The organism is Bhargavaea cecembensis, assembly GCF_000826125.2.
GTDB classification, from domain to species: Bacteria; Bacillota; Bacilli; order Bacillales_A; family Planococcaceae; genus Bhargavaea; species Bhargavaea cecembensis_B.
In genome coordinates, this window is sequence record NZ_LN651373.1 from 1,274,064 (window position 1) to 1,287,157 (window position 13,094).

Annotated in this window: 16 protein-coding genes; 15 read left to right on the top strand and 1 reads right to left on the bottom strand. The window is 59.1% G+C overall.

What is annotated here, in order from left to right; translation table 11 throughout:
* The 4 genes from BN1189_RS11810 to spoIVA form a co-directional block, all read left to right on the top strand.
* Positions 1-861, top strand: an 861-nt coding sequence (locus tag BN1189_RS11810; RefSeq protein WP_040228339.1) for an NAD(P)H-dependent glycerol-3-phosphate dehydrogenase, incomplete at its 5' end; no start/stop codon positions are given.
* A 30-nt stretch (positions 862-891) separates the two neighbouring features.
* Positions 892-1,095: a DUF2768 domain-containing protein gene (locus BN1189_RS11815; protein WP_040228340.1), complete on the top strand. Its 204-nt coding sequence runs from the start codon at positions 892-894 to the stop codon at positions 1,093-1,095.
* Between the two features lie 5 nt (positions 1,096-1,100).
* Complete coding sequence (locus BN1189_RS11820; protein ID WP_040228400.1) at positions 1,101-1,805, top strand: hypothetical protein; 705 nt, start codon at positions 1,101-1,103, stop codon at positions 1,803-1,805.
* A gap of 83 nt (positions 1,806-1,888) precedes the next feature.
* On the top strand, positions 1,889-3,367 hold the full coding sequence (gene spoIVA / locus BN1189_RS11825; RefSeq protein WP_040228342.1) for a stage IV sporulation protein A: 1,479 nt from the start codon (positions 1,889-1,891) through the stop codon (positions 3,365-3,367).
* On the opposite strand, the gene BN1189_RS15885 is transcribed toward spoIVA, so the two are convergent.
* A complete protein-coding gene (locus BN1189_RS15885; RefSeq protein ID WP_143242304.1) occupies positions 3,368-3,721 on the bottom strand; it encodes a hypothetical protein in 354 nt (117 codons plus the stop codon). It abuts the gene before it with no gap.
* A 132-nt stretch (positions 3,722-3,853) separates the two neighbouring features.
* Here BN1189_RS15885 and BN1189_RS11830 point away from each other — a divergent pair, with 132 nt between their 5' ends.
* From BN1189_RS11830 to hisC, 11 genes are all read left to right on the top strand, one after another.
* Positions 3,854-4,126, top strand: coding sequence for an HU family DNA-binding protein (locus tag BN1189_RS11830; protein WP_040228344.1), 273 nt, complete (start codon positions 3,854-3,856; stop codon positions 4,124-4,126).
* Between the two features lie 186 nt (positions 4,127-4,312).
* A complete protein-coding gene (gene folE, locus BN1189_RS11835; RefSeq protein WP_040228346.1) occupies positions 4,313-4,882 on the top strand; it encodes a GTP cyclohydrolase I FolE in 570 nt (189 codons plus the stop codon).
* A gap of 72 nt (positions 4,883-4,954) precedes the next feature.
* On the top strand, positions 4,955-5,176 hold the full coding sequence (mtrB, locus tag BN1189_RS11840) for a trp RNA-binding attenuation protein MtrB (RefSeq protein ID WP_040228348.1): 222 nt from the start codon (positions 4,955-4,957) through the stop codon (positions 5,174-5,176).
* A 65-nt stretch (positions 5,177-5,241) separates the two neighbouring features.
* Positions 5,242-6,033, top strand: a complete 792-nt coding sequence (locus tag BN1189_RS11845) for a heptaprenyl diphosphate synthase component 1 (protein WP_052455835.1) — start codon at positions 5,242-5,244, stop codon at positions 6,031-6,033.
* Between the two features lie 5 nt (positions 6,034-6,038).
* Entirely contained in the window at positions 6,039-6,743 is a 705-nt protein-coding gene (locus BN1189_RS11850; protein ID WP_040228349.1) for a demethylmenaquinone methyltransferase, read from the top strand.
* Positions 6,744-6,761: 18 nt separating this feature from the next.
* Positions 6,762-7,736 (top strand): polyprenyl synthetase family protein, encoded by a 975-nt coding sequence (locus BN1189_RS11855; protein WP_040228351.1) that lies wholly within the window; start codon positions 6,762-6,764, stop codon positions 7,734-7,736.
* Positions 7,737-7,836: 100 nt separating this feature from the next.
* A complete protein-coding gene (gene ndk, locus BN1189_RS11860) occupies positions 7,837-8,283 on the top strand; it encodes a nucleoside-diphosphate kinase (protein ID WP_040228353.1) in 447 nt (148 codons plus the stop codon).
* Between the two features lie 1,041 nt (positions 8,284-9,324).
* Positions 9,325-10,506, top strand: coding sequence for a chorismate synthase (gene aroC / locus BN1189_RS11865; protein WP_040228355.1), 1,182 nt, complete (start codon positions 9,325-9,327; stop codon positions 10,504-10,506).
* 2 nt (positions 10,507-10,508) lie between these two features.
* A complete protein-coding gene (gene aroB / locus BN1189_RS11870) occupies positions 10,509-11,600 on the top strand; it encodes a 3-dehydroquinate synthase (protein ID WP_040228358.1) in 1,092 nt (363 codons plus the stop codon).
* The gene (gene aroH / locus BN1189_RS11875) at positions 11,600-11,989 is read left to right on the top strand and encodes a chorismate mutase (protein ID WP_040228404.1); all 390 of its coding nucleotides are present in this window, start codon (positions 11,600-11,602) and stop codon (positions 11,987-11,989) included. Before aroB ends, aroH begins: the two co-directional genes overlap by 1 nt.
* A complete protein-coding gene (gene hisC, locus BN1189_RS11880) occupies positions 11,986-13,086 on the top strand; it encodes a histidinol-phosphate transaminase (protein WP_040228359.1) in 1,101 nt (366 codons plus the stop codon). Before aroH ends, hisC begins: the two co-directional genes overlap by 4 nt.
* The last annotated feature ends 8 nt before the right edge of the window (positions 13,087-13,094 follow it).

Consider the following 13,094-nt stretch of genomic DNA (forward strand, 5'->3'; position numbering starts at 1 on the left):
CTCCCGCCGGCGCTCAAGGCGGAGAGCGGCCTGCCGGAGGCGGTGGCCGGATCGGAAATCATCGTCGTGGCGGTTCCGACCGCCGGCATCCGGGAAGTTTGCCGCGAACTGAACGGCATCCTTGATCGGCCGGTCCTGTTCGTCCATGTGTCGAAGGGGATCGAGCCGGATTCGCTGAAGCGGATCAGCGAGATGATGGAAGAGGAGCTCGATGAAAGCGTCCGGGAAGGAATCGTCGTCTTGTCCGGACCGAGCCATGCCGAGGAAGTCATCCTGCGCCACCCGACGACGGTGACGGCGGCGGCCCGCAATCCGGACCAGGCCGCGCGCATCCAGGACCTGTTCATGAACTCCGTGTTCCGCGTCTATACGAATGATGACATCATCGGCGTGGAAATCGGCGGTGCGCTCAAGAATATCATCGCCCTCGCCGCCGGTGTCTCGGACGGCCTCGGCTACGGAGACAATGCAAAAGCGGCGCTCATCACGCGAGGGCTGGCAGAAATCACCCGGCTCGGCGTCGCGATGGGGGCCAATCCGATGACCTTCTCCGGTCTGTCGGGGCTCGGTGATCTCATCGTCACGTGCACGAGCGTCCATTCCAGGAACTGGCGCGCGGGGAACATGCTCGGCCAGGGACTGGATCTTGAAGAAGTCCTCGGCCGGATGGGCATGGTCGTCGAAGGCGTCCGCACGACGAAAGCGGCACATCAGCTTGCCGATAGGTGCGCGGTGCCGATGCCGATCACGCAGGCGCTTTATTCCGTCCTGTTCGAAGGCGCCGAACCGCGCGCTGCGGTCGACAGCCTCATGAGCCGGCTGAAAAAACATGAAATCGAAGATCTGTTCGGAATGTCTTGACGGCATCCGTTCTTGAAAGGTGGACCCGCATTGTCATCGCTGGATAAAATGTGGCTGTCATTCTACGCGATTGGGGCCATGTTCCTATGCATGTTCCTCATCAATTTCAGCCGAAATAAACTGCAGAACAAATTGCTTAAATTCGTCTTTTCGCTTGTGGCATGGCTGCTGCTCATCTTCTCCTTCCTCTCGATCATTTACCTGGTCTTCAACGGACCGACGGGAGGGGCTTGAACATCATGAAAAAGTTCCTGTTCATCCTGCTCGCTTCCGTCGTTCTCCTGTCCGGCTGCATGATGCCCGACAAAGAGAAAGCCTCGGGGACGATCCCTTATGAAGACCAGCTGCAGGCGGTCCAGAGCGCCGTTGGCCAGTTCCAGGAGAAGAGCGGGGGCCTGCTGCCGATCAAAACACGCGACCAGGACGTGGACCCGTTCATCAAGTACCCGATCGACTTTTCGAAGATCGTTCCGGCTTATATGGAAAAAGTGCCGTCCAACGCCTATGAAAACGGCGGCATCTATCAATACGTACTGATCGACGTGGAAGACAATCCGACCGTCAAGCTCGTGGACCTGAACGGGCCGGAGCGCATCCGCGAGCTGAATCTCCGGAAAGGCGTCAGAGGCCATCTTCCGATTGAGGAAATGATCACGAAAGACGTGTTCAAACCGAACTTTTCGGCAATCGGGCTGAAGGAAGCCCCGACTGTGAAAAGCCCTTATTCGTCGAATGAACTGCCGCTCGTCCTGTCGTCGGACGGCGAATTCTACATCGATTACACGGCCGATCTCCATAAAAAGCTGCTTGAAGGGGAAGTGGACGTAAAGCCGGGCGAGGATATCCGGCATATCCTCTATGACGATCAGCCGATCCTGCCCGCCTACAGTCTCCCTTACACGGTGGATGAAGACGGCAATCCCGTATTCCTTGAACAGAAATGAAGAAACGAAGCGCTTCGTGCCTCCCGCATGAAGCGCTTCTGTCGTGCATACAATGAATTGCGCAGAAAAGGAGGGCGAAATGGTTGAGCGAAGCATTGTATGAAGAATTGGCAAAACGCACCGACGGGGATATCTATATCGGCGTCGTCGGACCCGTGCGCGTCGGTAAATCGACTTTCGTCAAACGGGTTATGGAAGAAGTCGTCATTCCGAATATGGTCGAAGAAGCGGACAGGACGAGAGCACAGGATGAACTGCCGCAAAGCTCGCCGGGTCCCGTCATCATGACGGCGGAGCCGAAATTCGTTCCGGCAAGGGGGACAGGCATTTCGGTCGGCGACGGGGACCTGACTTTCCAGATCCGGCTCGCCGACTGTGTCGGCTACGTCATCGATGGAGTGAAGGGCCATATGGACGACGACGGCCCGAAGTATGTCCACACGCCATGGCACAATGAACCGGTCCCGTTCGAGGAGGCCGCCCGGATCGGCACCGACAAAGTCATCCGCGACCATTCGACGATCGGCATCGTCATGACGACGGACGGGTCGGTGAACAACATCCCGCGCGCGGCAGCTTTGAATGCCGAAGAGGAGATCGTCGGGAAGCTGAAGGAGATCGGGAAGCCGTTCGTCATCGTCCTGAACAGCCGGATGCCCGCCCATGCGGATACGGTTGCGCTCAAGGAAGAGCTGTGCGGCAAGTACGGCGTTCCGGTGATCGCGATCAGCGCAGACCAGCTGAATGCCGCGGAGATCCAGCTGATCCTGAAAGAAGCGCTGTTCGAATTCCCGATTTCCGAGATCGAGCTGCTGAAGCCGGAATGGATGGACGTGCTGGACGACGACCATGCCCTCAATACGGCCATCCGGGAACGTCTGGATGAGGGATTGTCCTCCATCTCCAAAATCCGGGATGTCCAGGCACTCGCCGCCTCCCTCCAGGAAGAAGACTTTGTCAGGCGGGCGGAAGTCACGGACGTCGATGCCGGTCAGGGGAAGGCCAGCATCAAAGTGGAGACCGGGGATGGTGTGTATCACTCGGTATGCGATGAAATGATGGGCGAGCCGATCCGGACGAAAAAAGACTGGCTGCTCTTCATCAAGGATTCGGTCAAGTCCAAAGAGGCTTACAGCCGCTACGAGGAAGCGATCGAATCCGCCAAGCGGACCGGCTACGGCGTCACGCTTCCGGGAATCCACGACTTTGAGCCGACCCCGCCGGAACTCATCAAGCAGAACAACTTTTTCGGCGTCCGCATGAAGGCGAAGGCCCCGTCGCTCCATATCATGAGGATCGACATGGAGGCCGAGTTCTCGCCGCTCATCGGATCGGAGTTCCACAGCCTGCAGCTTCTGAAAGACTTGAAGGAGGCATATCTGAACGACCGGGAGGCGCTCTGGTCGACCCAGCTCTTCGGCACGCCGCTTCACGAAGTGATGAAAGAAAGCATCCGCTTCAAGACGACCGCGGTGCCGGAACGCGCCAGAAACCGCATCCGGGAAACGATGGAGCAGATGGTGAACGACGGAAACAAAGGCATGGTGACCTTCATCCTGTAATCATAAACGGGCATCCGCAACCGGCGGCATGTCCTTTTTTGTTTGGAGCGGAAAAGAGATCGTGATGTCCGGACGCAGCCGGAAAGTGCGCCTGCCGGATGGAATATGGAACTCTTCCATCTCACGGGGCAACTCTTCCATCTCGAGGCGAAACTCTTCCATCTCGCGGGGCAACTCTTCCATCTCGCGAAAAAGCCGGGAGCAGGCGGGGAACCAACGACTGATGTTGAACGTCCGCACCCCGTGCCAGGCCGGAAAACACCGGAACAGACTGGGAGAACCACTTGAAACTTGAACACAATCCGGTTGCAGGCGGCAAAAAGAGTTTTCGGGCCGAATTTGTTTAATTCGCAATCCGGGAGGGAAGTCTTGAAAACAGCGCCACAATGCGCCTGGAGCCCATGAAACAAGTTGCGATGCGGTTTTGGATGTGATACTCTTTGTACATGCTTAAGCAAACTTTCTCTTCGGGAGGAGGTGAATGGTATGAACAAGACAGATTTGGTGAATTCCGTTGCAGAAGCGACGGGCCTTTCCCGCAAAGATGCGACAAATGCAGTCGAGTCCGTTTTCAACTCGATCAGCGACGCTCTCGCAAACGGCGATAAGGTTCAACTGATCGGTTTCGGCAACTTTGAAGTCCGCGAACGTGCAGCCCGCAAAGGCCGCAACCCGCAGTCCGGTGAAGAAATCGAAATCGCGGCGAGCAAAGTTCCTGCGTTCAAACCAGGAAAGGCTCTGAAAGACGCGGTCAAGTAAAAGCTGCATACATAGGACGGTCCCGTTCGCCCGGTGAAGGGCAGGGACCGTCCTTTTGACATGCCCGGCATCCGGAATCCCGCATTGTACCCGGGGCGCCGTTTGTGCTACCATTTAGGGGTGTGGCGGCAGACGGCCGGTCCCTTTGCGGACAGGTGACCATCGCCGCCGATGGAGGGAACAGATATGGCAGACGTGGACCACGCGAAAATCCGTGAGGCAGTCACGATGATTTTGGAGGCCATCGGGGAGGATCCTTCCCGCGAAGGGCTGATCGACACTCCGAAACGGGTTGCGAAAATGTACGAAGAAGTATTCTCGGGCATCCGGCAAGATCCCAAAGAGTACTTCAAGACGGTATTCCATGAAGAACACGATGAACTGGTCATCGTTAAAGATATTCATTTTCAATCGATGTGCGAACATCACCTGCTTCCATTCTACGGCAAGGCGCATGTCGCCTACATTCCGAAAAATGGAGCCATCGCAGGACTCAGCAAGCTGGCGCGTGCTGTGGAGTCGGTGTCCCGCCGGCCTCAGCTCCAGGAGCGCATCACGGCAACCGTCGCGGACACGCTCGTCAAGATGCTGGATCCCGTCGGTGTCTATGTGATGGTCGAAGCCGAGCATATGTGCATGACGATGCGCGGCATCCGGAAGCCCGGATCCAAAACGGTCACCTCGGTCGCACGCGGGATCTTCCATGACGATGCAGCGAAGCGTTCAGAGATCATTTCACTCATTAAAATGTCTTGAACCGGGCTCTTTTGCCGGGCCTGAAAGAACTATGCTATGATAACGGAGACTAAAGGACAGGAGCCATGCCATATGGGACAGACCGACTATATCGCCATCAAGGCGTTTGAAAACGGGGTCCAGGTGATCGGACTCACGCGGGGCGCCGACACGAAGTTCGGCCACGCCGAAAAGCTCGACGAGGGAGAAGTGCTCGTGGCGCAGTTCACCGAACACATTGCAGCCGTGAAGGTACGGGGAAAGGCAGAAATCCATACCGCCCACGGAGTCCTGAAAAGCGGGCCGGCCGAGTAAGGGCCGCCCGTTCAATTATCCGCTGCCCGGCGGCGGAGTCGACGTGCAGGATGGGAGCGCGGAACATGAAGGCATCACCGATACATACTGAAATTGAACAACTGAACATCCGGATCCGCAACCGGCTCGCCAACCGGATGCTCCTTGAACATACCGGAAATCCGGTTATCGGCGGCCCTGCGATGTTTGCGCTGGTGCTGCCGGAACTCAACGGCGAGCCATGGGGCCGGGACGACCGGCATGCGGCGGAAGCGGTCGGCGCCCTGCATGCCGCCTTCCACGCCCATGATTCGATAGAAGACCGGGGACACCCGTCGAGAAGACAGCAGCTGACCGTGCTGGCCGGAGATTACTACAGCGGTGTCCATTACAGGATCCTGACCGGCATACCGGATATCCGTCTCCTGCACGGCCTGTCACTCGCCGTCATCGCGATGAGCGAGCGCAAGGCAGGGCTCTACGAGGCCAGGCCCGAATCGTCGGCAGGGGAACTGCTCGACGGGCTTGGCACGATCGAAGCGGCGGCACTGACCGTCTTCTTTGATAGCCGCGGGCTTGAACTGTACGAGTTGACAGTCCGGCATGCCCTCATCGCCGGCAGGCTTGCCGGAGAGCTTGCAAACTTGGATTCCGGCAATGAGACGCCATTCGTCTCGGCCATCCTCCGCTCTGCGGATATTCTAGGAGACCGGGAGAAGGCGGCGGATGTCATGGATGCGGCACGCCGGGAATCCGTCGCGTCGGCACTTGCTGGAGCAAGGGAGCTCGGCGCGGCCGGGCATCTGACGGAAGAGGAGATCTGTCTCCATCTCGGAATCGGGGAGCCCGCTTCCACACAAACGGGAAAGAAGGTCTGAACAGCATGGATACTCAAAAGGAACAGCGCGTCCATGAGGTGTTCGAGAACATTTCGGATAACTATGACAAGATGAACTCGGTCATCAGCTTCCAGCAGCACAAGGCTTGGCGGCGCGAGATGATGCACAAGATGGCCGTCCGCCCCGGTGCACATGCACTGGACGTGTGCTGCGGAACGGGGGACTGGACACTTGCCCTGTCCGATGCGGTTGGACCGGACGGCCAGGTCACGGGCCTCGATTTTTCTGCGAACATGCTCTCGGTCGCTGAAGACAAGACGTCCGGACGGAAGAATATCCGGCTGGTCGAAGGGAATGCGGTCGATCTCCCGTTTGACGACAATACATTCGATTACGCAACGGTCGGCTTCGGACTGCGCAACGTGCCGGATCTCGGGAAGACGCTGTCGGAGATGAACCGTGTGCTGAAGCCGGGCGGCATGATCGCCTGCCTGGAAACTTCGCAGCCGAAGCTGCCGGTCTACCGGCAGGTCTTCAAGTTTTACTTCCGGTACATCATGCCGGTGTTCGGAAGACTGTTCGCGAAGAAATTCAAGGAGTACCAGTGGCTTCAGGAATCCGCCGACACATTCCCGGATATGGAGCAGCTGGCCGGGATCTTTACGGAAGCTGGCTTCACCCGCGTGACATACAAGCCGTTCAGCGGCGGAGCTGCCGCAGGGCATATCGGGTTCAAACGAGAACAATAGCGGGGGAAGGTTTTTCCTTTGGAGAAGATGAAGCTTAAATCGATCTATTCGGAGTTCCGGACGGATCTGGACTATATAGAAAGAGAGCTTGAGCGGGCGGTCCGTTCGTCATCCCCGCTTGTCGAGGAGGCCTCCCTGGATCTGCTGAAATCCGGAGGGAAGCGGATCCGGCCTGTGTTCACGCTCCTTGCCTCGAAATTCGGGGATTATGACCCGGCCGTTACGGCCAGGGCGGCTGTGCCGCTCGAGCTCATTCACATGGCTTCTCTCGTCCACGATGATGTGATCGACGATGCGGATCTCCGGAGGGGCACCCCGACGGCCAAGTCGCAGTGGGGCAACCGGGTGGCCATGTACGTCGGCGATTTCTTGTTCGGACGGGCGCTTGCCATGATTTCCGAGCTCGATGATCCGGCGGTTCACCAGGTGCTGTCGGACACGATGATCGAGATCTGCGTCGGCGAGATCATCCAGATCGAGGACAAGTTTGCGGAAGACCAGAGCATCCGGGATTATTTGAGGAGAATCAAACGGAAAACCGCGCTCCTCATCGCTTCGAGCTGTGAACTCGGCGGTCTCGTGTCGGGCGCGGATCCGTCGATCGTCCGGCGTCTGGAACGCTTCGGCTATTACATCGGCATGGCCTTCCAGATCACCGATGATCTTCTTGATTTCACCGCGACGGAAAAAGAGCTCGGAAAACCGGCGGGCAGCGATTTGATTGATGGAAACATCACCCTACCCGTCATCCTCGCCCTCCGCGACCCGGAACTCCGGCCGGTCGCCGTGGAGGCCTTGGAAACGGGCGCGGACCGGACGGCCATCGACCGGCTGATCCGGCAAATGCGCGGATCGTTCGCCATCACGGAAAGCCGGCGGATCAGCAACCTTTACCTCGACAAGGCGCTCCGGGAAGCCGAGTCGCTGCCCGCCACGCCGGACCGGGATTCCCTCATCCGGATCGCCAAGTTTATCGGAAAGCGCAAATTTTGACCCAAGCCCGCATCTTTTGTTGAAAGAGCGGGTATTTCAGTGGTACGATTCTGAAGGCGGCGGGCTTCCGCCAACACAGTGACAAGGAGTGTTCAATGACATGGAAAAAACATTTTTGATGGTCAAGCCGGACGGCGTCCAGCGCAACCTCATCGGTGAAATCGTAAGCCGCTTCGAAAAGAAAGGCTTCCAGCTCGTCGGTGCAAAACTGATGCAAATCCCTCAGGAACTTGCAGAAGAGCATTACGGAGAACACAAAGAGCGCCCATTCTTCGGCGAGCTCACAGAGTTCATCACATCCGGCCCTGTGTTCGCAATGGTCTGGGAAGGCGAAAACGTCATCGCGACGGCACGCCTCATGATGGGCGCAACAAACCCGAAAGAATCCGCACCGGGTACAGTCCGCGGCGACTATGCAGTCACTGTCGGCAAGAACATCATCCACGGTTCCGACTCCCCTGAAAGCGCAGAGCGCGAAATCGGCCTGTTCTTCAAGGAAGAAGAGCTCGTCTCCTACGACAAGCAAATCAACAACTGGGTCAACTGATCCGAAACGCCCGGCAGCCGCCGGGCTTTTTTAATTCCGAAGAAGATGATCAAAATATTTCAGTCGAAGAAATGAGGTGAGTGTGAGCGGAGTGGGGCTGAGTGTAATCGGAGGGCGGTCGAGTGTCATCGGAGGAAGGTCGAGTGTAATCGGAAGGTGGTCGAGTGTAATCGGATAGTGTCCATAATCTTGTGTAAGCTCATCAGTCGAGGAATAAGGTTACGCAGAGAACTGGACACCACCGGGCAAGGAAGATCCAGGGTAGCGTTCGATGTATTCGGAGGCGCGTTCCGGTGTGCGGAAAATTCGTGGTAGCGAGTGCCGTTCCCGCGGTAGCGTTTGCCATGTTCGGAGGCGCGTCTCGTCGCGTGAGAAATTCGCGGTAGCGTTCACTGCATTCGAAGGCGCGATCCTGCGCACGGAAATTCCGTGGTAGCGAGTGCCGTTTCCGCGGTAGCGTCCGCCGCATTCGGAGGCGCGTTTCGCCGTGCGAGAAATTCGCGGTAGCGTTTGCTGTATTCAAAGGCGCGATCCTGCGCACGGAAATTCCGTGGTAGCGAGTGCCGTTTTCGCGGTAGCGTCCGCCGCATTTGGAGGCGCGTTTCGTCGCGCGAGAAATTCACGGTAGCGTTTGCTGCATTCGAAGGCGTGATTCTGTGCACGGAAATTCCGTGGTAGCGAGTGCCGTTTCCGCGGTAGCGTCCGCCGCATTCGGAGGCGTGTCTCGTCGCGCGAGAAATTCGCGGTAGCGTCCGCTGCTTTCGAAGGCGCGCCCCCGCCACGTGGAATTTCCGTGGCCGCGTGCGCCGTTTCCGCGGTAGCGACCGCCGCTTTCGAAGGCACGATCCGCGGCTCGGGATTTCCGCGACCGCCCCTCAAAAATTTAATAACCGCCGCCTCTCCAAGCCGCGTTCCGCATGCCCTCGCGAAGGTAAGCGCTGTCATTTTCGGCGGCTGCGCTGCGACCCGAAAATCAGAATGAATACTATGAATAGTTATGTTATAGTGTAAAGAAAATGTTTGAGCCTGGGGGAGAAGATGATGAGATATTTGACGGCGGGAGAGTCTCACGGTCCGCAGCTGACCGCGATCATAGAAGGGCTTCCATCCAATATGGAGCTGACCGAGCAGTCGGTCAACCGCGACCTGGCGAGGAGGCAGGGCGGTTACGGACGGGGCCGCCGGATGCAGATCGAGAAGGATACGGTGTCGATCACGGCCGGCGTCCGGCACGGGAAGACAATCGGGGCGCCGGTCGCCTTGACGGTCACGAACGATGACTGGAAGCACTGGACGAAGATCATGGGCATCGATCCGCTGCCGGACGATGTGGATCCCGAAGAGATCAAGCGGCGCGTGACGCGTCCGCGTCCGGGGCATGCCGATCTCGTCGGCGGGATGAAATACGGCCATCGTGATCTCCGCAATGTCCTTGAGCGTTCATCCGCCCGGGAGACGACGGTGCGCGTTGCGGCGGGCTCGGTTGCGAAAAGCCTGCTCCGCGCGCTCGGCATCGACGTGACTGCTCATGTGACGGAGATCGGCGGCGTCAAGGCAGACACGACGCTCAGAAACGGGAAGTCGGTGACGGAGATCCGCGACATCGCTTCAAATGACGAAGTGTACTGCATCGATCCGGAGGCTTCCGAAAAGATGAAGCAGGCGATCGATGATGCGAAGGCGGCGGGCAACTCGATCGGCGGCACGGTTGAGGTAATTGTTGAAGGATGCCCGCCGGGAGTGGGGAGCTACGTGCAGTATGACCGGAAGCTCGATGCCAGGATCGCCGCGGCCATCGTGTCGATCAATGCCTTCAAGGGCGTGGAGTTCGGACTCGGATTCGAGATGGCGCGGATGCCGGGCAGTGAAGTGCATGATGAGATCGAATGGGATCCGCAGGCCGGGTACCGCCGCCGGACGAATAATCTCGGCGGCTTTGAAGGCGGGATGACGACCGGCATGCCGATTGTTGTCCGCGGCGTGATGAAGCCGATTCCGACCTTGTACAAGCCGCTGGAGAGCGTGGACATCGACACGAAGGAGCCGTTCAAGGCGAGTATCGAGCGATCGGACAGCTGTGCGGTGCCGGCAGCGTCTGTCGTGGCGGAGCATGTCGTCGCCTGGGAAGTGGCGGCCGCCGTCGTCGAGACGTTCCACAGCGACACGGTAGAGGGCCTGAAGCGAAACATCGCGGAATTCATGTCGCATGCCCGGGAGTTCTGATCATGGAGACGATCCGAGTCGCCACGAAAGAAAGGGATTACGACGTGAATGTCGGGCCGGGGGCGCTCGGCCTGATCGGCCGGTATGCCGGCGGCGCCGACCGGATCGCCGTCATTGCGGATGAGAGGGTGTCCCGGCTGCACGGGGACCGGCTGAAACAAGCGCTGCGCGAAGCGGGGCGGACGGATGTTGCCTGGCTGGATGTGCCGGCGGGCGAACCGTGCAAGACAGTCGAATGGTTCGGCCGCACCCAGCAGTTCCTCCTGGAAGCGGGCTGCACGAGAAAATCGCTCGTGATCGCGTTTGGAGGGGGAGCGTGCGGGGACCTGGCGGGATTTGCCGCCGCGGCGTTCATGCGGGGCATCGATTTCATCCAGTGCCCGACGACGATCCTCGCCCACGACTCCTCGGTCGGGGGCAAGACGGGGATCAATCTGCCGGACGGCAAGAACATGACCGGCGCGTTTCACCAGCCGGCGGCCGTTCTTTATGACACGGCCCTGCTGGAGACGCTTCCCGCGGAAGAGATCCGGTCGGGCATGGCGGAAGCCGTCAAGCACCAGCTCATCTCCTCTCCGGAACGGACTGAAGACATGCTCGCCGGCCTGGACTATGGGTCGATGGACGAGCAGGCACTTCTGCGATATATCGTACTCGGCATACAAGTGAAGGCGGACATCGTCGGCCGGGACGAGCGGGAAGGCTCCGTCCGGAAATTCCTCAATTTCGGCCATACCTACGGCCACGCGGTCGAAGCCGCGGCGGGCTACGGCGGCCTGACACACGGCGAGTCGGTCATGACCGGGATGCTGTACGCACTCATCCTGAGCGAGCGGCTCGCCGGTGCGGACCGGGCGCTCACGGATCGGCTCCAGCAGTTTGCGGAGAGGAACGGATACCCGCTCAGGGCCGTCGCCGATTATTCATTCGATGAACTGTACCGATACATGAAGAAAGATAAAAAGGCATCATTCGGCGAGCTGCATTTCGTTCTTCTTCCCGAAGCGGGCCGCCCGGAAATGAGAAAAGCGGAAGAAGCGGACTGCCGGAAAGCGGACGAAGAACTGAGAAAACGACTGGGGGTGGCGTCATGATGGTACGCGGAGTGCGCGGTGCGACGAGCATCTGCGAAGACGGGCAGCAGCATGTACTGGAAGAGACGGCCGGGCTCGTAAAGGAAATGGCGGAACAAAACGGGCTTCGGCCGGAAGAGATCGTGAGCGTCCTGATTTCAACCACGACGGACATCACCTCCGCATTCCCGGCGAAAGCGGTCAGATCGATGCCCGGCTGGGAATATGTCCCTGTCATGTGCACGCATGAGATGGACGTGCCGGGTGCCATGCCGCTGTGCATCCGGGTGCTCATGCATGCGAACACCGAAAAGGCGCAGAAAGAGATCTGCCATGTTTACCGGAATGAAGCGGTCCGGCTGCGTCCGGACCTTGCCGGCAGAAGCCTGGAAGGAGATGGAGTGAAATGAGATGGAATGCGAGACTGGAAGGGATGCGGGCGTATGAACCCGGCAAGACGATCGCGGAAGTCCAGCGTGAATTCGGGCTGGACCGGATCGTGAAGCTGGCCTCCAATGAAAATCCGTTCGGCTGCCCGCCGGCCGCCGAACGCTTTCTCCGGGAGACGCCGATCGAGACGGAACTTTATCCGGACGGCTATGCGACGGAACTGCGGACAGGCCTCGCAGAAAAGCTCGGGGTCAGCCCCCGCCAGCTTCTGTTCGGCGCGGGTTCGGACGAGATCATCGTCATCATCGCGCGTGCGCTCCTTTCTCCGGACGACAACACGGTGGCTCCTTGGCCGTCGTTCCCGCAGTACCGGCATAATGCCAGGATCGAAGGGGCGGAGCTGAGGGAGATTCCGCTCAAGGACTACCGGCACGATCTGGACTCGATGCTACGCGCGATCGACGGCAACACGTCGGTCGTCTGGCTGTGCACGCCGAACAATCCGACCGGCGGGATCATCCCCGACGCTGAGCTCCGTGAGTTTATCTCCAAAGTGCCGGAAGATGTGCTCGTCGTCGTCGACAACGCCTACCATGAGTATGTGACGTCTCCCGATTACCGGGATCCGGTCGGCCTGATCGACGACCATCCGAACGTCATCGTTTTGCGGACCTTTTCGAAGGCCTACGGGCTTGCGGCTTGCCGGGTCGGCTACGCAGTCGGCTCCGAAGCGGTCATTTCAAAGCTGGAGCCGGTCCGTTCGCCGTTCAACACGAGCGTCTCCGGACAGGGAGCGGCACTCGCAGCGGTCGGAGACCAGGAGTTCATCGAGAAATGCCGGGCCGGCAATGAAAAAGGAAAAGAGCAATACGCCCGGTTTGCCGGGGAACACGGGCTGGAATGTCCCCGGTCCGAGGCCAACTTCGTCCTTATGCAGGTGAGGGGCGGGGCGGATGAAGCGGCGAACGAACTGCTGAAAAGAGGATTCATCGTCCGCAGCGGCGACAAGCTCGGCACGCCGGGGTTCATCCGGATCACGGTCGGCACCGAGGAAGACAACGAGGCACTGCTCGGCGCGCTCGCCGAAGTGCTGGCATCGCGCGTACCGGGCGCCTGAACCCGGCA